The 21,402-nt window shown below is 61.7% G+C and carries 20 protein-coding genes; 12 read left to right on the top strand and 8 right to left on the bottom strand.

The genetic code is table 11. The annotated features are described in order from the left end of the window. Window positions 1-19 precede the first annotated feature (19 nt). Entirely contained in the window at window positions 20-1,471 is a 1,452-nt protein-coding gene (locus tag FHT29_RS31380; RefSeq protein WP_037199229.1) for an efflux transporter outer membrane subunit, read from the top strand. 30 nt (window positions 1,472-1,501) lie between these two features. Here FHT29_RS31380 and FHT29_RS31375 read toward each other — a convergent pair whose 3' ends face one another. Beyond that, complete coding sequence (locus tag FHT29_RS31375) at window positions 1,502-1,648, bottom strand: hypothetical protein (protein ID WP_168600916.1); 147 nt, start codon at window positions 1,646-1,648, stop codon at window positions 1,502-1,504. Window positions 1,649-2,161: 513 nt separating this feature from the next. On the opposite strand from FHT29_RS31375, the gene FHT29_RS31370 reads away from it, so the two are divergent. Further along, the gene (locus FHT29_RS31370) at window positions 2,162-3,016 is read left to right on the top strand and encodes an SH3 domain-containing protein (RefSeq protein WP_037199231.1); all 855 of its coding nucleotides are present in this window, start codon (window positions 2,162-2,164) and stop codon (window positions 3,014-3,016) included. Between the two features lie 231 nt (window positions 3,017-3,247). Here FHT29_RS31370 and FHT29_RS31365 read toward each other — a convergent pair whose 3' ends face one another. The 3 genes from FHT29_RS31365 to FHT29_RS31360 form a co-directional block, all read right to left on the bottom strand. Next, entirely contained in the window at window positions 3,248-3,490 is a 243-nt protein-coding gene (locus FHT29_RS31365) for a DUF982 domain-containing protein (protein ID WP_037199233.1), read from the bottom strand. A gap of 241 nt (window positions 3,491-3,731) precedes the next feature. After that, entirely contained in the window at window positions 3,732-3,854 is a 123-nt protein-coding gene (locus FHT29_RS35010; RefSeq protein WP_280518115.1) for a hypothetical protein, read from the bottom strand. Window positions 3,855-3,932: 78 nt separating this feature from the next. Next, window positions 3,933-4,121 carry a hypothetical protein gene (locus FHT29_RS31360; RefSeq protein ID WP_037199234.1) on the bottom strand — a complete coding sequence of 63 codons (189 nt, stop codon included), beginning with the start codon at window positions 4,119-4,121 and terminating at the stop codon, window positions 3,933-3,935. A 344-nt stretch (window positions 4,122-4,465) separates the two neighbouring features. On the opposite strand from FHT29_RS31360, the gene FHT29_RS31355 reads away from it, so the two are divergent. The 6 genes from FHT29_RS31355 (at window position 4,466) to FHT29_RS31330 (ending at window position 12,991) form a co-directional block, all read left to right on the top strand. Further along, a complete protein-coding gene (locus FHT29_RS31355; RefSeq protein ID WP_047561108.1) occupies window positions 4,466-6,844 on the top strand; it encodes a transglycosylase domain-containing protein in 2,379 nt (792 codons plus the stop codon). A gap of 291 nt (window positions 6,845-7,135) precedes the next feature. Beyond that, the gene (dnaK, locus tag FHT29_RS31350) at window positions 7,136-9,052 is read left to right on the top strand and encodes a molecular chaperone DnaK (protein ID WP_037199239.1); all 1,917 of its coding nucleotides are present in this window, start codon (window positions 7,136-7,138) and stop codon (window positions 9,050-9,052) included. Window positions 9,053-9,234: 182 nt separating this feature from the next. Next, window positions 9,235-10,380, top strand: coding sequence for a molecular chaperone DnaJ (dnaJ, locus tag FHT29_RS31345; protein ID WP_037199240.1), 1,146 nt, complete (start codon window positions 9,235-9,237; stop codon window positions 10,378-10,380). A 200-nt stretch (window positions 10,381-10,580) separates the two neighbouring features. Then, window positions 10,581-11,708 carry a DNA replication/repair protein RecF gene (recF, locus tag FHT29_RS31340; RefSeq protein WP_047561113.1) on the top strand — a complete coding sequence of 376 codons (1,128 nt, stop codon included), beginning with the start codon at window positions 10,581-10,583 and terminating at the stop codon, window positions 11,706-11,708. Window positions 11,709-11,744: 36 nt separating this feature from the next. Further along, complete coding sequence (locus tag FHT29_RS31335) at window positions 11,745-12,515, top strand: molybdopterin-synthase adenylyltransferase MoeB (protein ID WP_037199243.1); 771 nt, start codon at window positions 11,745-11,747, stop codon at window positions 12,513-12,515. A 5-nt stretch (window positions 12,516-12,520) separates the two neighbouring features. Next, window positions 12,521-12,991 carry a GNAT family N-acetyltransferase gene (locus tag FHT29_RS31330; RefSeq protein ID WP_210166107.1) on the top strand — a complete coding sequence of 157 codons (471 nt, stop codon included), beginning with the start codon at window positions 12,521-12,523 and terminating at the stop codon, window positions 12,989-12,991. 19 nt (window positions 12,992-13,010) lie between these two features. Here the strand turns inward: FHT29_RS31330 and murA are convergent, their stop codons facing one another. Both murA and FHT29_RS31320 read right to left on the bottom strand, forming a co-directional pair. Beyond that, complete coding sequence (gene murA, locus FHT29_RS31325) at window positions 13,011-14,324, bottom strand: UDP-N-acetylglucosamine 1-carboxyvinyltransferase (RefSeq protein ID WP_047561119.1); 1,314 nt, start codon at window positions 14,322-14,324, stop codon at window positions 13,011-13,013. A gap of 168 nt (window positions 14,325-14,492) precedes the next feature. After that, the gene (locus tag FHT29_RS31320; RefSeq protein ID WP_037199248.1) at window positions 14,493-15,494 is read right to left on the bottom strand and encodes a D-glycerate dehydrogenase; all 1,002 of its coding nucleotides are present in this window, start codon (window positions 15,492-15,494) and stop codon (window positions 14,493-14,495) included. 190 nt (window positions 15,495-15,684) lie between these two features. Between FHT29_RS31320 and FHT29_RS31315 the strand changes: the two genes are divergently transcribed. Next, window positions 15,685-16,224 carry an SH3 domain-containing protein gene (locus tag FHT29_RS31315; RefSeq protein WP_037199250.1) on the top strand — a complete coding sequence of 180 codons (540 nt, stop codon included), beginning with the start codon at window positions 15,685-15,687 and terminating at the stop codon, window positions 16,222-16,224. 98 nt (window positions 16,225-16,322) lie between these two features. Then, entirely contained in the window at window positions 16,323-16,925 is a 603-nt protein-coding gene (locus FHT29_RS31310; RefSeq protein ID WP_047561194.1) for a cadmium resistance transporter, read from the top strand. Between the two features lie 99 nt (window positions 16,926-17,024). On the opposite strand, the gene FHT29_RS31305 is transcribed toward FHT29_RS31310, so the two are convergent. Continuing rightward, window positions 17,025-18,017 (bottom strand): adenosine kinase, encoded by a 993-nt coding sequence (locus FHT29_RS31305; protein WP_037199252.1) that lies wholly within the window; start codon window positions 18,015-18,017, stop codon window positions 17,025-17,027. Between the two features lie 399 nt (window positions 18,018-18,416). Here FHT29_RS31305 and FHT29_RS31300 point away from each other — a divergent pair, with 399 nt between their 5' ends. Both FHT29_RS31300 and FHT29_RS31295 read left to right on the top strand, forming a co-directional pair. Then, window positions 18,417-19,361: an AEC family transporter gene (locus FHT29_RS31300; protein WP_168600915.1), complete on the top strand. Its 945-nt coding sequence runs from the start codon at window positions 18,417-18,419 to the stop codon at window positions 19,359-19,361. A gap of 122 nt (window positions 19,362-19,483) precedes the next feature. Further along, window positions 19,484-20,641: a patatin-like phospholipase family protein gene (locus FHT29_RS31295; protein ID WP_047561125.1), complete on the top strand. Its 1,158-nt coding sequence runs from the start codon at window positions 19,484-19,486 to the stop codon at window positions 20,639-20,641. Between the two features lie 64 nt (window positions 20,642-20,705). On the opposite strand, the gene FHT29_RS31290 is transcribed toward FHT29_RS31295, so the two are convergent. Further along, window positions 20,706-21,287 (bottom strand): cytochrome c family protein, encoded by a 582-nt coding sequence (locus FHT29_RS31290; protein WP_037199255.1) that lies wholly within the window; start codon window positions 21,285-21,287, stop codon window positions 20,706-20,708. Window positions 21,288-21,402: the final 115 nt, after the last annotated feature.

The raw sequence follows: 21,402 nt of genomic DNA, 5'->3' as shown, positions 1-21,402 counted from the left end.
TGAATTGTGGGACAATGTGATGGTTTCCATTCGTACTGCCGCCCCCGCCCTGCTGCTTATTCTGGCAGGTTGCGTCAGCGGCCCAGATCATAAGCCACCGGAAATGCCTCTGCCGGCCAAATTCTCGGAGGGCGGTACGAAGGTCAATGGCGATATCGCCGGTTCACAATGGTGGACCGCTTTCGGCGATTCCAAGCTTAACGCTTTTGCCGCTCAGGGACTCGCCCAGAACCTTAACATCCAACAGTCGCTGGAGCGCATCAATCAGGCCGAGGCGGCAGTCGTCACCGCAGGCGCCGGCGGCCTGCCGAGCCTGACGGTTAGCGGCGACCACACAACCAGCGGCCAGAAGGGCTCGCTGCGCACCCAGACCGAAACGCAAAACAGCACAGGCGGTACTGCGTCGGTTTCGTGGCTGCTCGACCTCTGGGGCCAGTACCGCCGCGCAAGGGAAAGCGCCAACGCATCGCTCGATGCGGCCTATTCCAGCGTCGACGTTCAGCGCCTGACCTATCTGCAGGATCTGGCCAACAGCTACGTCAACGCCCGTTACTACCAGGCGCTCGTGGCAATCGCTCAAGAAAACCTGAAGTCCCGCCGCGACACCCTTTCGTTGACGAAGTTCCAGCTCGAAGCCGGTGCGGCATCCCGCCTCGACGTCGTTCAGGCCGAGGGCCTCGTCAATTCGACGCTTTCGACCATTCCCGGTTTCGAGATCAGCTATCGCCAGGCCGTGCACCATATCGCCACGCTGCTGAACGTGCCTTCTGCTACGATCATCGCCCAGATGCAGGGCGGCGGCAAACAACCGGTGTTCCGCGGCAACGTCCGCACCGGCGTTCCCGCCGATCTCATCCGCAATCGCCCCGACATCCGCCAGGCAGAGCGCAATCTTGCCGCGGCCACAGCCGAGATCGGCGTGGCGGAAGCCAAGCTGCTCCCGTCGATCACGCTCAGCGGCGCGATCTCGCCGTCCTATATTCATACTTCGGCAAGAAGCGGCGGCCTGACCAGCTGGTCGTTCGGCCCGTCTCTGAACCTGCCGATCTTCGACGGCGGTGCATTGCGCGCCGGTGTCAAGACTGCGGAATCCTCGAGCCGCGAACAGTACATCGTCTGGCAACAGACCGTGAGGACTGGGATCCAGCAGGTTGAGGACGCACTGTCGGCCGTCACCCGCGATGCCCAAACGGTTGCCGCCCTCCACGCCCAGGTCAAATCCTACCAGGAAGCCCTGCAACTCTCGACCGCAAGCTACAAGGACGGTGCGTCCTCGCTGCTCGACGTTCTCGACGCGCAGCGTAACGTGACAGCCGCTCAGCAGAGCCTGGCACAGGCCGTTCAACAGAGCGCCATCGACTACATCTCGCTGAACGTCGCCATCGGGGCTGGTTATGTGCCGGCAGGCAAGGCGACTGTGGCTGAAGCGCCGGCCAAGATCGTCAAGGTCTCGGCCAAGAAGGCCAACTGAGGACATCGCCCCGTATAACGGGCGTTTCGCTTAAATCTTCGAAACCGCCGCAGTCACTTGCGGCGGTTTTTCGTTGGCGGAAACACAGCCGAAATTGAAAATGGCGCGCCCCGCTTTCGCAAAGCACGCCATCACCATGAAAAACAAAAAGGCCGGAGCAAACCGGCCTTTCGTCATCCGCCCTCACAACAGTGCCAGTACATCCGTGGTCAAAGGGAAAGCGGAACTGCAGCCAGATTGATCGTGAAAGGTTAACGATACGTCAACTTCACTTCCGCGATCGAAGAAGGATAAAAACTGCTCGCTTTGAAGCGCGCCGGTCATCCATCGGCTGCATGACTGTAGCCTATGTCGGAATGCAACACGGCGATTTCAAGGTCGCGGCAATCATTCTTCCAGCCATGTCATGAGAGATACGCACTCCGGCGACAGTAACGCGCCGAACAGTAAGCCGCGCAGGCCTCGAACGCTTTATCCGCAGTCGTTCAAGCTCCATTCATGCAAACACTTTTAAAACACATGCTGAGATTGAAGGCGCGCCGCGAAATCTATCAGATTCCGTGCATGCGCAGGCCTTTATCTTGCCGAAATTGGGAAGTCATACCGAATGGGCGCCGGGGTAGGCGTATCAGATGCCGAACAAGCACCGCGCGACGATTCGCGGCGACGGTGTGCAAAGGGAGAGTATTCATGAGGTTCAAGGTTCTTGCCGCGAGCATGCTGGCCGCACTCGTTGCGTTGCCGGCCATCGCGGAGGCAGCGGAAGGCTTTGCCACCGCAAATGTCAACATGCGGTCGGGCCCGAGCACCGCTTATCCGGCAGTGACCATGATCCCTGTCGGCGTCCCGCTGCGGATCAATGGCTGCCTCAACGAGACGCCCTGGTGCGACGTCTCGTTCTACGGTGGTCGCGGATGGGTCGCCGGCCGCTATATTCAGGCGACCTACCAGTCGCGTCGTATCTATGTCGATCCGCAATATTATCGCCCACTCGGTATTCCGACCGTGGTCTTCAACTTCGATGACTATTGGGGTCGTTATTATCGCGGCCGCGACTTCTACCGCGATCGCGATCGCTGGCGGCGCGGTCCCGGTTGGGTCGATCGTCGCCCGGATCGCAGTCCGGGATGGGACGGTGGATCAAACTGGAATGACGGACAGGATCGCAATTGGGACCGCCGTCCCGATCGCAATCGCGACTGGAACAGCGGATCGGACTGGAATGACGGACAGGATCAGAACTGGGATCGCCGCCCCGACCGTAATCGCGACGGCAATCGGGACTGGGGCCGCCAGCAGCCGGACAACAACCAGGATTTTGGCAGCCGGCCGGATCGCCGGCGCGACAATAACCGCCCCGACAACCAGCCGCGCCCCGAACCGCAGCAGCGACAGCCTCAAGCTCAACCGCAGCCCCAGCCGCAGCCGCAGAATAATCCGCGGCCGAATGCCGGTGCCCCGGGTCCTTATAGCCCTGACCATACGGATCCCTGCCCGGCGTCGGAACCGAACTGCCGCATGTCGGTAAGAGGTTCAAACCGCTGACGGCGTTTTGCGAGACCTAGACAACAAAAGGCCGGCGACCCTAAAAGTCGCCGGCCTTTTTGATGCCATGCATACCAGCTTGAGAAGCTGCCCCGTCTTTATGGCCCGGTGGCGACGGCGCAATAGGAAATCCCGCGGAATTGATCCGCTTTCAGGTAACGTGCCTATTGCCGCACTACCGCCAGGGCGCAGTTTCGAGCGATCGACGATCCGGCAGCGCGCGGAGGCGCTTCAATGGGTTTTCAGATGCGCTTCCCGCATTGCCGAGATGAACATCTCACGAGCTTCTTCGACGGATTTGCGGCCATCGATCGCTGCCCGGCAAACGCTTCTGGCCGCCACATACAGCGGACCGCGCCGGTCCGGCCAAAGATTGGCCATGCAATTCAATGCCTCGGATGGGCCTGTCACAGTCTGGGAACTACCTTGAACGAAACCGATCTCGATCGGATTGCTCCATTTGATGTGTCGCATGAATACTCCTCCTCACGCGCTACCAACTGCTTGGAACCGCCCTCCAAGACGGTCGCATGACAATACTATAACTCTGATCAGATCATTCGAAAATACGCAACATTGCGAAGACCATTCGAAGTTTCGAAGCATTCGACCGGTTTCAATCGGCCGGCCGCTGAGACCCGCGAGACGAATTTCTGCAATAGCTTTTCGGGAAGTGCGGACATCCGCTGGATGTCGTTGCGAGCTGGCGTGCAACCTATTTCTCGCGGGCGATACGCTTTGCCTCGTCAGGCGAGAAGCCGGCCCGGCGGGCGAGCCGCTCCAGTCCGAATATCCGATCGATCTGGTCGACCAACCACAATTCAAAACGCTTCCACATTGGCGCAGCCTCCTCCGCGGCAAACCGTTCGCTCGCAGCAGCCCACGATGAACATCGCGCCCGGCCCGCCAAGACCGTTCAACGAAACAGCGGCGGCCTCTGCGCATTCGAGAGCAATTCCTGCTTTGTCGCGAAGTCGCCAAACAGCTTTTTCAGCCGGACTTCCTCGTCCTTGCAAATCCGGTGGCGCCGGGCAAAATCCTCGACACTCCACACCTCCCGCAGCCTGCTCTCGCCAGCTTTCTCTATCTTGATCAATGAACTCATAGGCTCGCCCTCTCGTTTTTATGGGACGATAATGCCCGGGACGGCGAAAAGTTCCCTGCGCGCCCCCATTCTGGATGGGCGAAAGCCGCTATCGCGAGGGCCGGAAATGTTCTTAATCCCTCCTTAAATCGCCGCATTTACAGTTCAGGCGGGATTTAATGTCTTCGCGAGGGGTTCGTGAACGAACGGCCGGCAGCGCTCCTGTCCGGAGCATCGGGATCATTCTTCCAAGATGATAGCCGGCAGACGGGCAATCGCGCGTCCTGAAGGGCATGTGCTGCCGTTGTGATCAGTTCGGCAGCAGACATCGGAACACTGAAGCATCGAGGTACGACCGGCCCGCAATGGCAGATAAGAAAAAATCACGCCAGAGGATAGATCCATCCTTTTCCAGCGGCCGGGAACGCATCGATGACGGATTCAGCGCTGGCGAACGCATCGTTGGCGGCAGACGCTCGTCCCGATATGAAGAGCCGGAGTACGACGAAGACGAGGATGAGGATGAGCCGGTGGTCGAAAAGCCCCGCCGCTCGCGCAGCCGCCGCAAGCCCGCCCGACGTCCACCGCGCCGCGGTTTTTTCGGGTTCATCCGCACAACGATCTATTGGGGACTGGTGCTTTGCCTCTGGGCCGGCATCGGGCTTGCTGGCCTTGTCGCCTACTACGGGTCGCGCATGCCGAGCGCCAGCACCTGGGCCATTCCCGAGCGGCCGCCGAACGTAAAGATCGCCGGCCTCGACGGAAGCCTGATTGCCAACCGCGGTACGACCGGCGGCGAAGCCTTGGCGCTCAGCGACATGTCGCCCTACATACCCGAAGCAATCGTCGCCATCGAGGATCGGCGCTTCTATTCCCATTTCGGCTTCGATCCGATCGGTCTAGGCCGCGCCTTCGTGACCAACGTCCTGACGGGACACGCCGTCCAGGGCGGCTCGACGCTGACGCAGCAGCTCGCCAAGAACCTGTTCCTGTCGCCGGATCGCACGCTGGAACGCAAGGTGCAGGAAGTGCTGCTTGCGCTGTGGCTGGAGCATAAATACACCAAGGACCAGATCCTGACGATGTATCTGAACCGCGTCTATTTCGGCTCGAATGCCTATGGCGTCGAGGCGGCCTCGCGGCGTTACTTCAACAAATCGGCCCGTGACGTGAACCTCGGCGAGGCCGCCATGTTGGCCGGCCTTGTCAAGGCGCCGTCGCGGCTGTCGCCCGCCCGTGATCCCGCCGCCGCGGAGGCTCGAGCCCAGCTGGTGCTGCAGGCCATGCAGGATCAGGGCTTCATCAGCGAGGCCGACATCAAGACCGCGATGTCGCAGCCGCCGACACGCTCGAAGAGCTACTGGAGCGGCGCGGAAAACTACGTCGCTGACATGGTCATGGATCAGCTTCCGAAGCTGATCGGCAGCGACATCAAGGATGACCTGATCGTCGACACCACCCTTGACATGTCGCTCGAGGAGAAGGCCGAAAAGGCGCTGAACGACGTGCTCGCCAAGGATGGCAAGAAGCTCAACGCATCCCAGGCCTCGCTCGTGTCCGTCGATGCGACGGGCGCCATCCGCGCGCTGGTCGGCGGTCGCGACTATGCACAAAGCCAGTTCAATCGCGCCGTCACCGCCAAGCGCCAGCCGGGCTCGGCCTTCAAGCCCTTCGTCTATACCGCGGCATTGGAAATGGGGCTGACGCCCAATTCGATCCGCAACGACGCGCCGATCAAGATCGGCAACTGGGCACCGGAGAATTACGAGCAGCGCTACAGCGGCCCCGTGACGCTTGCCACGGCGGTGGCGCAGTCGCTGAACACGGTTGCCGCGCAGCTCGTCGCCGAGGTCGGGGCGGACCAAGTGATCAAGGTGGCCCACAGGCTCGGCATCGAATCCGACCTGCAAGCCAACGCCTCCATCGCGCTCGGCACGTCGGAGGTCTCGCTGCTGGAACTGACCTCCGCTTACGCCGCCTTCATGAACGGCGGCTTCAAGGCGACACCCTACGTCGTGACCAAGGTCACGACCGCAGGCGGCAAGGTTCTCTACCAGGCCAATGTCGCCAATCCGCCACGCGTGATGAACCCGGATATCGTCGCCAACATGAACGCCATGATGGCCGGCGTCATCGCATACGGAACCGGCAAGTCGGCCCGCATTCCCGGCTGGCAGGCCGCCGGCAAGTCCGGAACGACGCAATCCTTCCGCGATGCGCTGTTCGTCGGATTTACCAGCCATCTGACCACCGGCGTCTGGTTCGGCAACGACGACGGCAAGTCGATGCGCAAGGTCACGGGCGGCGGGTTGCCGGCCAGGGCATGGAAGGATTTCATGATCGCCGCGCACAAGGGCTTGACGCCGGCACCGATCTTCGGTGGCGGCCAGATCATCGACAACGGCTTGCCCGTGGCGCAATCGGCGCCGAATGCCGACCAGCCCACGACGATCGGCAATATCATTTCCGGCACGTCCGGCGGCGGGCAGGCGATTCAGCAGCCGACGCTGCAACAGCGGCCGTCGCAGCAGCCGATCCAGCCGCAGATCGTCAACCAGACCGTTGCCAACGACGACCCGCAGGATCTGCCGCCGGCCAATCTGACCGACGACACCAACCCCTACAGCTCGAACACCTACGACACCGGCGACATCCCCCCCGCCGATGTGGGCGATACCAGCCCCCACACGGCGACGGTGCGACCGCATCGTTCCTCGCTTCTCGACGTCATTCTGGGCCAATAAAAACGTAATTTTCAGCCTTGCCGCTTGCATGGCCGCGGCAAGGCTGATCTGATATAGGATTGCATGAAATCCACAGGCCCGCGGACGGCCCCGGCATGTGGAATTTGGGCGACAAACCATTCGTTTTGCTGGATTCCAGGTCATTTCCTGCCTTGCAGTCAGTAAAACCGCTACTTATATACGCCGCATCACCGCAGTCATGGCTGCGCAATCCTCAAGACCATCCCGTAAGGGGCTGTCAATGGAATGCCTGGCAGGGGTTCCGATAGCTTGCTTCAAGGAGAGAATGACATGGCAAAAGTAATTGGTATCGACCTTGGAACGACAAATTCCTGCGTCGCCGTCATGGACGGTAAAGACGCCAAAGTGATCGAAAATGCCGAAGGCGCCCGCACCACCCCGTCGATGGTCGCCTTCTCCGATGATGGCGAACGCCTCGTCGGCCAGCCGGCCAAGCGCCAGGCTGTGACAAACCCCACGAACACCCTCTTTGCGGTGAAGCGCCTGATCGGCCGCCGCTACGAAGATCCGACCGTTGAGAAGGACAAGCACCTTGTTCCGTTCACGATCGTCAAGGGCGACAATGGCGACGCTTGGGTCGAAGCCAACGGCAAGGGCTATTCGCCTGCACAGATTTCCGCAATGATCCTTCAGAAGATGAAGGAAACCGCGGAATCCTATCTCGGCGAGAAGGTCGAAAAGGCCGTCATCACCGTTCCCGCATACTTCAACGACGCGCAGCGTCAGGCAACCAAGGATGCCGGCAAGATTGCCGGTCTTGAAGTCCTGCGCATCATCAACGAGCCGACCGCTGCAGCCCTCGCCTACGGTCTCGACAAGAAGGACGGCAAGACCATCGCCGTTTACGACCTTGGCGGCGGCACCTTCGATATCTCCATCCTGGAAATCGGCGACGGCGTCTTCGAAGTGAAGTCGACCAACGGCGACACCTTCCTCGGCGGTGAAGACTTCGACATGCGTCTCGTCGAATATCTCGTTGCCGAGTTCAAGAAGGACAACGGCATCGACCTCAAGGGCGACAAGCTCGCGCTGCAGCGCCTCAAGGAAGCTGCCGAAAAGGCGAAGATCGAACTGTCCTCCGCGCAGCAGACCGAAATCAACCTGCCCTTCATCACGGCTGACGCCACCGGCCCGAAGCACCTGACGCTGAAGCTGACGCGCGCCAAGCTGGAAAGCCTGGTCGACGACCTCGTGCAGCGCACCATCGCGCCCTGCAAGGCCGCCCTGAAGGATGCCGGCGTTACCGCTGCCGAAATCGACGAAGTCGTTCTCGTCGGCGGCATGAGCCGCATGCCGAAGGTACAGGAAGTCGTCAAGCAGCTGTTCGGCAAGGAACCGCACAAGGGCGTCAACCCGGATGAAGTCGTCGCTCTCGGCGCCGCCATCCAGGCCGGCGTTCTGCAGGGCGACGTCAAGGACGTTCTGCTGCTCGACGTGACCCCGCTGTCGCTCGGCATCGAAACGCTGGGTGGCGTCTTCACCCGTCTGATCGAACGCAACACCACGATCCCGACGAAGAAGTCGCAGACCTTCTCGACCGCTGACGACAATCAATCGGCCGTGACCATCCGCGTCTCGCAGGGCGAGCGCGAAATGGCTGCCGACAACAAGCTGCTCGGCCAGTTCGACCTCGTCGGCCTGCCGCCCGCTCCGCGCGGCGTGCCGCAGATCGAAGTCACCTTCGACATCGACGCCAACGGCATCGTCCAGGTTTCGGCCAAGGACAAGGGCACCGGCAAGGAACAGCAGATCCGCATCCAGGCTTCCGGCGGTCTTTCCGACGCCGACATCGAGAAGATGGTCAAGGATGCCGAAGCCCACGCTGCCGAAGACAAGAAGCGTCGCGAAGGCGTCGAAGCCAAGAACCAGGCCGAAAGCCTGATCCACTCCAGCGAAAAGTCGCTGAAGGATTATGGCGACAAGGTCAGCGAAGCCGATCGCAATGCGATCTCCGACGCAATCGCAGCGCTGAAGGCGGCGACCGAAGCTTCCGAGCCGGACGCCGAAGATATCAAGGCCAAGACCCAGACGCTCATGGAAGTTTCCATGAAACTCGGCCAGGCGATCTATGAGGCCCAGCAGGCGGAAGCCCCTTCGGCTGATGCCTCGGCAGCCGGCAAGGACGACGTTGTCGATGCCGACTACGAGGAAATCAAGGACGAAGACGACCGCAAGCGGTCAGCATAAGCGCGAACCGAAAGGTTCTCGAGGAGCTACTGCGCCGCGCGTCCTTTTGGACGCGCAAAGGGCGCAGCGGAATTTAAAGTGGCGCATAAGCCTTTCCTTAAACCCTATCAATTTAAGGGGTTGTGCGCATGATCCGGCTGCCTTCGGGCAGCCGGAAATCCATTTCCGGGGTCTAATCCTTAATGGCAAAAGCGGATTTTTACGAGACATTGGGCGTCTCAAAGACGGCGGACGAGAAAGAGCTGAAGAGCGCCTTTCGCAAGCTGGCGATGCAATTTCATCCGGACAAGAACCCGGACGACAGCAGCGCCGAGCGGAAGTTCAAGGAAATCAACGAAGCCTACGAAACGCTCAAGGATCCGCAGAAGCGCGCGGCCTATGATCGCTATGGCCACGCGGCTTTCGAGCACGGCGGCATGGGCGGCGGAGGCGGTTTTGGTGCCGGCTTTGGCGGCGGCGGTTTCTCCGATATTTTCGAGGATATTTTCGGCGAGATGATGGGTGGCGGCCGCGCACGCGGACGTTCCTCCGGCGGTCGCGAGCGCGGCGCCGATCTTCGCTACAATATGGAAATCTCGCTCGAGGAAGCCTTCGTCGGCAAGACGGCGCAGATCCGCGTGCCGACCTCGCTCACCTGCGACGTCTGTTCCGGCTCCGGTGCCAAGCCCGGCACGCAGCCGAAGACCTGCGGCACCTGCCAGGGCTCCGGCCGGGTGCGCGCCGCACAGGGCTTCTTCTCCGTCGAACGTACCTGCCCGACCTGCCATGGCCGCGGCCAGATCATTCCCGATCCCTGCACCAAGTGTCATGGCCAGGGCCGCGTGACCGAAGAGCGTTCGCTCTCCGTCAACATTCCGGCCGGCATCGAGGACGGCACGCGTATCCGCCTGCAGGGCGAAGGCGAAGCGGGTCTTCGTGGCGGGCCTGCGGGCGACCTCTACATCTTCCTTTCCGTCAAGCCGCATGAGTTCTTCCAGCGCGACGGCGCCGACCTTTATTGCGCGGTGCCCATCTCGATGACGACGGCCGCGCTTGGCGGCACCTTCGATGTGGCGACGCTCGACGGCACGAAATCGCGCGTCACCGTTCCCGAGGGCACGCAGGTCGGCAAGCAGTTTCGCTTGAAGGCCAAGGGCATGCCGGTGCTGCGCTCAAGCCAGGTCGGCGATCTCTATATCCAGATCCAGATCGAGACGCCGCAGAAGCTGACCAAGCGCCAGCGCGAACTCCTGCAGGAATTCGAGCAGATCTCGTCGAAGGACAACAATCCCGAATCGACGGGCTTCTTTGCCCGCATGAAGGATTTCTTCGATACCTTCAGCGATTGAACGGCGAATCAAATCGCTTCCCATAAAACCGGCCGGTGATTCGGCCGGTTTTTTCGTTTGCGGCCGAATCACCAGCCCTCGTGGCTCGAGACGGCCCTACGGGCCTCCTCACCATGAGGGCTGATGTGCACGGCAAAATCCTTGCGCTCGAGCGATGTTCGGCATACCCCTCGGCCACCGACTAAGAATCTGAAAGACCAATGCCGAACAAGGTTTTCATCTCGCGCCTGAAGCTCGCCGACTTCCGCAATTATGCGGCGGCCGCACTTGCGCTTGACGAGCGGCATGTGGTGCTGACCGGTGACAACGGCGCCGGCAAGACCAATCTCATGGAGGCGGTTTCTCTTCTCTCGCCCGGGCGCGGCCTGCGGCGTGCAGCCTATGCGGATATCACTCGCGTCCATGCGCCGGGTGGATTTTCGATCTTTGCCGAACTCGAAGGCATCGAGGGCTCAGTCGAGATCGGCACCGGCATCGACGCGACAGACGAGGCGGCGACCCGCAAATTGCGAATCAACGGCACGGCGGCCAAGACCGTGGACGAGTTGACCGATCATCTGCGCGTTCTCTGGTTGACGCCGGCCATGGACGGCCTCTTCACTGGCGGTTCTTCCGAACGCCGCCGCTTCCTCGACCGGCTGGTGCTGTCGCTCGATCCCGCCCATGGCCGTCGTGCCAGCGATTTCGAGCGCGCCATGCGCAGCCGCAACAAGCTGCTGTCCGAGGGCCGGTTCGATCCCTCCTGGCTTGCCGGCATCGAGGAGCAGATGGCGAGCCTCGGCATCGCCATGGCGATCGCGCGGCAGGAGATGCTCGGCCTTCTTTCGCGGCTGATTGCCGAAACGCGCGAGGCAACGCCATTTCCCTCGGCGGCTCTTGAACTTTCCGGCTTCCTCGACGGACAATTCGACCGGCCGGCCGTCGACCTCGAGGATCATTACGCCGCCCTGCTGCGCGAGGGACGCTACCGCGATGCGGCGGCCGGGCGAACGCTGGATGGGCCGCACCGAGCCGATCTGCTGGTGCGCCATCGCGAAAAAGACATGGAGGCGGAACGCTGCTCGACCGGCGAGCAGAAGGCCCTGCTTGTCGGCCTGATCCTCGCCCATGCGCGCCTCGTCGGCAATCTGACCGGGCACGCGCCGATCCTGCTGCTTGACGAGATTGCCGCGCATCTCGACGAGGGCCGGCGCGCCGCGCTGTTCGATCTCATCGATGGGCTCGGCGGACAGGCGTTCATGACCGGCACGGACAAGGCGATGTTTTCAGCGCTCGGCGAGCGCGCGCAGTTCTTTACCGTGGCGCATGGCGGCATTACAAAATCCTAGCACCTCAAAACCGCCGATCATGATAGAATTGCCGCCATGGATCCTTTGACCTCAGACGAAATCGCCCGCTATCAGCGCCATATCCTGCTGCCCGAGATCGGCGGCGCCGGCCAGCAGAAATTGAAGGCCGCGCGTGTCCTGGTGATCGGCGCGGGCGGGCTCGGTGCGCCTGTATTGCAATATCTTGCGGCCGCCGGCGTCGGTACGCTCGGCATTACCGACGACGACCGCGTCTCGCTGTCCAACCTGCAGCGGCAGGTGATTCATGACACCGGCACCATCGGCGAATTGAAGACGCAAAGTGCGGCTGACGCCATCGCAAGGCTCAACCCGCATGTGCGGACCGTCCGTTTCGAGGAGCGTTTCTCCGCCGACACGGCTGCGCGGCATCTCGCCGGTTTCGATCTCGTCATCGACGGCTCCGACAATTTCGACACGCGCTATGCCGCAGCCGACGCGACTGAAGCCGCCCACCTGCCGCTCGTGACCGGCGCGGTCGGGCGATTCGACGGGTCCGTGACGACGTTGAAGCCCTATGAGAACGGCACCGACGGCGCGCCCAATCCGCGCTATCGCGATCTCTTCCCGGCACCGCCGCCGGAAGGCCTAATTCCAAGCTGCGCCGAGGCCGGCATCATCGGTGCACTGACCGGCGTCATCGGCACGCTGATGGCGATGGAGGCGATCAAGCTCATGACCGGCATCGGCGAACCGCTGATCGGCCGACTGCTGCTCTACGACGCGCTCACGGCGCGCTTCGAGACCATTCGTTATCGCCGCAAGCGCAGCAAGGTGGCAGCGGAATGAGCGATATTACGATTCAACGGCTGAATGGCAGCTTCGACCGCTGGGACGCATTGCTCGACCTCATCCTTGCCTCTTTCGCCTATATGAACGGACGGATCGACCCACCCTCATCTGCGCTTGCGCTGACGCCGCAGTCTCTGAGGGAAAAAGCTCGCAACGAGATCGGCTATGTCGCGCTTGATGGAGATAAGATAGCCGGCTGTGTATTTTGTCGCGCCGAGCCGGATAGCCTCTATATCGGCAAGTTGGCCGTGTTGCCGACCGCGCAACGCAAGGGGATCTGCAGGCGTCTGCTGACATATGCGGAGGCTGACGCGCGCGAGCGAGGTCTCGCCGTCCTGCGGCTGGAAACGCGCATCGAACTTACCGAAAACCATGCAACCTTCGCCGCGTTGGGCTTCGCCAAAACCGCCGACAATCGCCATCCGGGCTTCGATCGCACGACGTCGATCGAGATGCAGAAATTCCTACCGTAGCGATTCGCGCCTTCGGCCCTCACGCCTCCCGCGGCGGGATGCGCGTGATGCGGGCGCCGAGCGCGTTCAGCCGCTCCTCGATGCGCTCATAGCCGCGCTCGATCTGCTGCGCGTTGTTGATGATGCTAGTGCCTTCGGCGCACATCGCCGCGATCAGCATGGCCATGCCGGCGCGGATGTCGGGACTTTCGAGCTGGGCGGCGCGCAGCTTCGACGGGCCGGCGACGATGGCGCGATGCGGGTCGCACAGCACGATTCGCGCGCCCATGGCGATCAGCTTGTCGACGAAGAACATCCGGCTTTCGAACATCTTCTCGAACATCAGAACGACACCGTCGCATTGCGTCGCGGTGACGATGGCGATCGACATGGTGTCGGCCGGGAAAGCCGGCCACGGCTGGTCCTCGATCTTCGGAATATGGCCGCCGAAATCGGACTGGATCTTCATCTCCTGCCCGGAGGGAATAATCAGATCGTCGCCCTCGATACGGCAGCGGATGCCGAGGCGCTCGAAGGTCATCAAGGTGGAGCGCAGATGCTCTACACCCGCCTTGCGGATGGTGATTTCCGAGCCGGTGACGGCGGCAAGGCCGATCAGCGACCCCACCTCGTTATGGTCAGGCCCGATCCGGTGCGTGACGGCACCCAGCGGCTGGCCGCCGTGGATCGTCATCATGTTGGTGCCGATCCCTTCGATGCGGGCGCCCATGGCGATGAGAAAACGCGCCAGATCCTGCACATGCGGCTCGGAGGCGCAGTTGCGCAGGATCGTCGTGCCTTCGGCTGATACCGCAGCGCAGAGCGCGTTTTCCGTCGCCGTCACCGAGGGTTCGTCGAGGAAGACATCGGCGCCGCGCAGCCGTTCGGCGCGAAAACTATAGACGTGGTTGACGCTGATCTCGGTGCCGAGCTGTTCCAGCGCCAGGAAATGCGTGTCGACACGCCGGCGGCCGATGACGTCGCCGCCGGGCGGCGGCAAGGTGATCTCGCCGCAACGCGCCAACATCGGGCCGGCAAGCAGGATGGAGGCGCGGATGCGGGCGCAGAGATCCGGATCGAGATTGGCGGGGCGCAGTTCGCGTGCCTCGATTTCGAGCTCGTTGCGCCCGAGCCAGCGCACCTTCGCACCGACCGACTGGATCAACTCCACGAGCGCCTCGACGTCGCGGATGCGCGGCACGTTGCTGAGCTCGACGCGCTGATCGGTCAGCAGCGATGCAGCGATGATCGGCAGCGCGGCATTCTTGTTGCCGCTCGGCTCGATCTCACCCGACAGCTTAAAGCCGCCTTCGACGACATATTGGATCCGCTCATGCGGTAGCGCCCGTGCCATTTCTCTTCTGCCCTTCCTGCTTCGTACCTGCGGTCATCTCTGGGTCGCCTTTATGACATGGGCGTGACCGGCCCCGAGGCGGATGCATTGATTTTGGATGTGAATGACAACTTGCGCGCTGGGCAAAACGGGGCCTGCTCAAAGCGCCACCCGCCGAGCGAAAACGTATCAGCGAAACGGCAGCACGCGATTGGGCGGACGATGTCCGTCGATGAAGGCGCGGATGTTGATGATGACCTTGTCGCCCATGTCGATGCGGCCTTCCAATGTGGCCGAACTCATATGCGGCAGGATAACCACCTTGCCCTCATTGGCGAGCTTCACCAGCTTCGGACTGACGGCCGGCTCGTTCTCGAACACGTCGAGGCCGGCGCCGGCGATCTTGCCTTCGCGCAGGATCTTGATCAGCGCCGTCTCGTCGATCACATCGCCGCGCGCCGTGTTGACGATATAACTCGTCGGCTGCAGCAGCGCCAAACGGCGCGCCGAGATCAGATGGAAGGTCGCGGGCGTGGACGGGCAATTGACCGAAACGATATCGACGCGGGCAAGCATCTGGTCGAGGCTGTCCCAATAGGTGGCCTCGAGCTCGTCTTCCGTCGCCGGATTGACCCGCTTGCGGTTGTGATAGTGGATGGACAGACCGAATGCCTTGGCGCGGCGGGCAACGGCGGTGCCGATGCGCCCCATGCCGACGATGCCGATGCGCTTGCCGTGAATGCGGCGGCCGAGCATCCAGGTCGGCGACCATCCCGCCCATTCGCCGGGGTTGTCCGTCAGTATCCGCGCACCTTCGGCGAGGCGGCGCGGCACGGCAAGAATGAGCGCCATCGTCATGTCGGCGGTATCCTCGGTCAGCACGTTCGGCGTGTTGGTGACCGTGATGCCACGGCGGGCGGCGGCTTCGACGTCGATATGGTCAGTGCCGTTGGAGAAGCTGGCGATCAGCTTCATCTGCGGCCCGGCCTCTTCGATCAGCGCGGCGTCGATACGATCGGTGACCGTGGGCACCAGCACATCCACGGTTCGAACCGCCGCGGCAAGCTCCGCCGGCGTGCGCGGCCGGTCGTCGATATTCAGTTCGGCGTCGAACAGTTCGCGCATCCGCGTCTCCACCGCATCCGGCAGTTTGCGCGTGACGTAAACCTTCGGTTTTTTCTTCGTCGTCATGGAGAGCGGCGATGCCTTGTTCAGATGTTCTTAACCAAGAAGCGGGATAATTTTCCCGTTCCGGGCATTTCTACCAGACCCGCAGGCGAAGACAAACAAAACTCGCTGGCGCGATCCAGGGATTTGCCGCTGACCGGAGCCAAAAGGCGACCCGACGGCGCCTTGATCATGATGAACGAACGGAAATCCCATGCGTGGCAGAGTATTGAAGTCCTGCGCCATTTTCGCGATCGGCCTGATGATGGCCGGTGCCGCCGCCGATCTTGCCGTGGCGCAGGCCGCCAAGGGGCCGAGCGGATTGCCGTTGCCGAGGTTCGTCACGCTGAAGTCGAAGCGGGTCAACCTGCGCATCGGTCCGAGCGCGGATTATGCCGTCTCATGGCTCTATCTCAAGCAGGGATTGCCGGTCGAGATCATCCAGGAATACGATAATTGGCGGCGCGTACGCGATTCCGACGGCACCGAGGGCTGGGTCAACCAGTCGCTGCTGTCGGGCCAGCGCTCGGCGCTCGCAGCCCCATGGATGAAGGGCAAGGGCAAGGCCGTCTTCGTCAACATGCGCCGCGACGCCCAGCCATCCGCCAGCGTCATCGCCAAGCTTCAACCCGGCGTGATGATGAGCGTTCGCGAATGCACCGGCGACTGGTGCATGGTCACCGCCGATGGCACGGAGGGCTGGGTTGCACAGTCCGAGATCTGGGGCGCCTATCCCGGCGAAGCCTTCAAGTAGAGAATTCCACAAAGCTCCGCGACATCAGCAACCGCGCAACTTTTCCGGCGCAATGATATATCCGGCATCGGAACGGGAGAGTGGCGGCCTTGGGTTATATGCTAGGCGTTTTCGGCGTTGCCATCGTTGTGTTCGCCTCGACCAATGTGGATGACATTTTCGTTCTTCTCGGCTTCTTTGCCGATCCGAAATTCCGGGCGAAGCAGGTCGTCATCGGCCAGTATCTCGGCATTGCCGTTCTCTATGCTGTCAGCGTTGTCGCCTCGTTCCTCGTGCTCGTCATTCCCGCCACCTATATCGGCCTACTCGGTTTCGCGCCGATCTTTTTCGGCCTCAGGAGATTATGGGAGCTCTGGAACGGCGTCGAAACAGGCGACAATCCGGAGGACCACGAGAAGGCTTCAGCGGGGCATAGCAATATCGTCGCCGTCACCCTGGTGACGATCGCCAATGGCGGCGACAACATCAGCATATATACGCCGCTCTTTGCCACCCGCTCCGCCTATGAGATCCTGGCCATCGGCTGCATCTTCGCGATCCTGACGGCGGCTTGGCTCGGCGCTGCCCATTCTCTGGTGAACCATCCGACGCTTGGCGCACCGATCAGACGCCACGGGCACAGGATCGTGCCGTTCGTCCTGATCGCCCTCGGCATCCTCATCCTCTATGAAGCGGGGACTGTAGGGCTCTTCCGAGGATAGGCACCCGGCCGGCCTTATAGGAAAAGCCGCCCGCAGCGGTCTGCTGAAGGCGGCTTCGACTATCTGAGAAAACGAAAAAGCTTTAGACAACGAGCCCCATCAAAGGAGCCCGAATTCCTTGGCGGCTTCCGACAGCGATCGCATCGGCCGCGGACCGATCTGCTCGATGACGATAGCTGCGGCGAGGTTGCCGAGCTTGCCGCAATCTTCGAGCGTACGGCCCTGAGTATAGCCGAACAGGAAACCGGCGGCGAAGAGATCACCGGCACCGGTCGTATCGACGCGCTCCTCGATCGGATGGGCATCGACCACATAACGTTCGGTGCCGCGCACGATGACGGCGCCGTCCTTGCCTGTCGTGACAGCTGCGATCTTGCAATCGGCTGAAATCAGCGTCAGCGCCGTGTCGAAATCCTCGGTCTCGTAAAGCGACAAAGCCTCATCGCGATTGGCGAAGACGATATCGACCGTGCCCGAACGCATCAGGTCCAAGAATTCGCCGCGATAGCGGCCGACACAGAAACTGTCGGACAAGGTCATCGACATTTCGCGGCCATTGGCGTGGGCGATGCGGGCGCATTCGCGAATCGCTTCCTTGGCGCGCGGCGGATCCCAGAGATAGCCTTCGAAATAGGTGACCTTGGCGTCGGCGACGACATCTTCCTCCACGTCTTCCGGGCCGAGCTCCACACAGGCGCCGAGATAGGTGTTCATGGAGCGCTCGCCGTCCTCGGTGACGAAGATCATCGAACGGGCGGTCGGCGGGAAGGTGCCTTTCGCCTTGGTCTCATAATGCACGCCCTGGGCGCGGATATCGTGAGCGAAGATCTCTCCGAGCTGATCCTCGGCGACCTTGCCGAAATAAGCGGCCCTGCCGCCGAAATTCGCCACGCCCGCGGCCGTATTGCCGGCGCTGCCGCCGGACGCCTCAAGCGCCGGGCCCATGCGGGAATAGAGAAGTTCCGCGCGCTCGGCATCGATGAGATTCATCGCGGCCTTGGTGATTTTGTTGTCGATCAGGAACTGATCGTTACAGCGGGCGATAATGTCGACGATGGCATTGCCAACGGTCAGTACATCGAAGCGAGTCATCAATAGGAGGGTCCCGGTATAGGTGATAGCCGGTATCCGGTATTATCGGTTTTTCCGAAGTTTGGAAGAAAAATCGGCACCGGGACAGTTAACTTGATTCCCATCAGTCATTCGACTGTCACTTTCCATGTGTAAATCCTTAACAAGCGGCTGGGATCGGAAGCTCACAAGGCCTCCAAGCCAGCCTGGGAAGGTATGATACCTTCCGCCTCCCCGGTACGCGGGCCGACCACGGATGAACTGGCGGCATGTGCACCGGGAGGACCGTCAGGCGGGACCGGATCGGCAAAAGCGGGTTTGATCCCGCTTTTTTGCTTTTGCGGCTTCTCACGATGGGCCAAGCTGCTACAACTTCCGGGTCAAATCCCTCGAGCTCACCCTTCACGGCCCTCGCCCGGCATGTCCGAAATCTTTACCGACGTCCTTCCGGTTTTCCTGCTGATTCTCGTCGGCTGGGTGATCGTGCGCACCGGTCTCTTGAAGGCCGAGGTCGGCGAGGCGATGAGCGAGTTCGTGTTCAAGATCGCCGTGCCGCTGCTGCTGTTCCAGACCATTGCGGAGGCGAATTTTCGCGGCGCCTCGCCGTTTCGATTGTGGATCGCCTATTTTTCCGGCGTTGCCATCACCTGGACTGCCGGCCATCTGGTGGCGACGCGGCTGTTCGGGCGGGATGCGCGCATCGGCGTACTGGCCGGCGTGTCCTCCGCCTTCGCCAACACGATCTTCATCGGCCTGCCGCTGGTGGGGCGCACGGTCGGGCCAGACGGCATCATGGCGATGTCGATCCTGATTGCCGTGCATCTGCCGACGATGATGATCGCCGGCACGCTGCTGATGGAGCAGGCCGAACGCAAGGAAAACGGCGGCGCCGGCCGCAGCATATGGAAGCTCCTCCGGCAGGTCGGCAGGAACCTTGTCCGCAATCCGCTGGTCATCGGGCTTCTCTGCGGCCTCGTCGTGCATATCGTCGGCATTCCCTTGCCGGCGACGCTTGGCACCGTCGTCGACAGCATCGCCAATATTGCCGGCCCGGCGGCGCTGATCTCGCTCGGCATGGCGCTGCGCCAATACGGGCTATCAGGCAATCTCGGCATCACCAGCGTCATGGCGGCTTTCAAGCTTTTCCTGCTGCCGGCCTGCGTGCTGGCGGCCGGCCACCTCCTCGGTCTCAGCCCGGAATGGCGGGCCGCACTCGTGCTCACAGCCGCAGTTCCAACAGGTGTGAACGCCTGGCTGATTGCCAATCGCTTCGGCGTCGGTCACAGTCTCGCAGCCTCGACGATTACGCTGACGACCGCGCTCGGCGCATTTTCGGTGTCGCTCTGGGCCTATATTCTCGGCTAGGCCGGCCCCAAGCCGCCAATGGCCGGGACGACATATCTCCGCATTCGGAGAAACAGGCAGGAAAATGGTCATATATTTGCGCATCGCAGCCTTGAAGACTGAAGCGCAGCAAAGGATGGCACATGAATATTGCAGCTCCACTCACCAATCCCGCTTCGGCCTATTCTCAGAAAGTCTTCGTACTCCAGGGAGGCGGCGCTCTCGGCTCCTATCAGGCGGGCGCCTTCGAAGCGCTCCGAGAACAGAATATCGAACCCGACTGGATCGCCGGCATCTCGATCGGCGCGATCAATGCCTCGATCATGGCCGGCAATGTGCCGGGAGAGCGGCTCAAGGCGCTGCGCTCCTTTTGGAACAAGGTCGGCATCCAGCTCCCGGTCGACGTGTTGATGGAACAGCAGCGCCAGAGCACCGCTTTCTATCGCACGGTCAGCAGCTGGTGGGTGTCGACCTTCGGCGTCCCCGGCTTCTTTTCGCCCTGGCAGATTCCATCCTGGTTCCAGGCGCCTGGTTCCAAGGGCGCGACCAGCATCTACGACACCGAGCCATTGCGGCAGACGCTGCTCGACCATGTCGATTTCGACCGAATCAATCACGGCCCGGTGCGGCTCAGCCTCGGTGCGGTCAATGTGCGCACCGGCAACTTCGCCTTTTTCGACAATAAGGACACCAAGATCACGCCGGAACACGTAATGGCGAGCGGCGCCCTGCCGCCGGGCTTTCCGGCGATCAAGATCGGCGGCGAGCAATACTGGGACGGCGGCCTGGTTTCGAACACGCCGCTGGGCTACGTGCTCAGCAACGGCGCGGGCGTCGATACCGTGGTGTTTCAGGTCGATCTCTTCAGCGCCGTCGGCAATCTGCCGCAGGATCTCGAAGAAGTCGAGGAGCGGCGCAAGGACATCACCTATTCGAGCCGCACCCGACTGAACACCGACCTCTTTCTGGAGCGCCACCGCCTGAGGCGCGCCATATCCGAACTTTATGCCCGCCTTCCCGATGAGGCCAAGGCCGACCCCGAAATCCAGAAGCTGCAGGTGCATAGCTGCGACTACAGCGTCACCATCATCCACCTGATCTATCGTAACAAGCAGTTCCGCTCACATTCCAAGGACTACGAGTTCTCAGCGCTTTCGATGCGCGAGCATTGGGACGCGGGCTTGCGCGACGGCCGCAAGGCATTGGCTCCGCAGGAATGGCGCGTGCCGCCCAAGGCCGAGGAAGGGCTGAAGGTCTATGATCTCGATCAGAGGACGCGCTCGCGCAAGCATGCCCTCTGAAAAACGGCACGAAGAAGCCCGGCTATTCTGACCGGGCTTTCGATTGCGGGTACTGGTGTCAATATCAGTTGGTCGCAGCAGCCGGCGCGGCGTTCGGATCCGGCAGCGGCACCTGCGTATCGGCAAGCGTGCGCAGATAGGCGATCACGTTGGCGCGATCCTCTTCCTTGGGCAGGCCGGCAAAGCCCATTGCCGTTCCCGCAACGAACTTCTTCGGAGCAGCGAGGAAGTGATAGAGATGATCGTAAGTCCACTTTTCCGAGCCGCCCTTGGAGAAGTCCTTCATGCCGGAGGAATAGGCAAAGCCCTCATGCTCGCCGACCGGGCGATCGACGATGCCCCAGAGATCCGGGCCGACCTTGTTCGGTCCGCCTTTTTCCCCGGAATGACAGGCTTGACACTTCTTGAAGATCGTTTCGCCGACCTTGGCATCAGCCTTCTGCAAGAGCTGGGCGATCGGCGTATCCGGCTTGGCGGCCGCGGCCTTGTCGCCTGCAGCCGGCTCCTCGGCCGCGACTATGGCGAAACCGGGCTTTTCCGGTGCCTCTGAATGGAAAATAAATCCTGACGCGAGCGACACGGACTTCAACACGAACAGCGTGGCCAAAAGTGCCCCGACTCCCATGTTCACGTAGGATGAATTCATCTGCTATGCTCCCCTCGCCACCAGCATCCTCTGCCGGCCCATCTTGAATTCGCGCGAAACCTATGTCTTTTGGCTGTTTCTTGCAACTCTGTAAACCGCCTCCACCATGAGACGT

The organism is Rhizobium sp. SG741 (assembly GCF_012275435.1).
GTDB lineage: Bacteria > Pseudomonadota > Alphaproteobacteria > Rhizobiales > Rhizobiaceae > Rhizobium > Rhizobium lusitanum.
The sequence above is the reverse complement of the archived record's forward strand: the minus strand, read 5'-3'. Positions and strand labels throughout refer to the sequence as shown.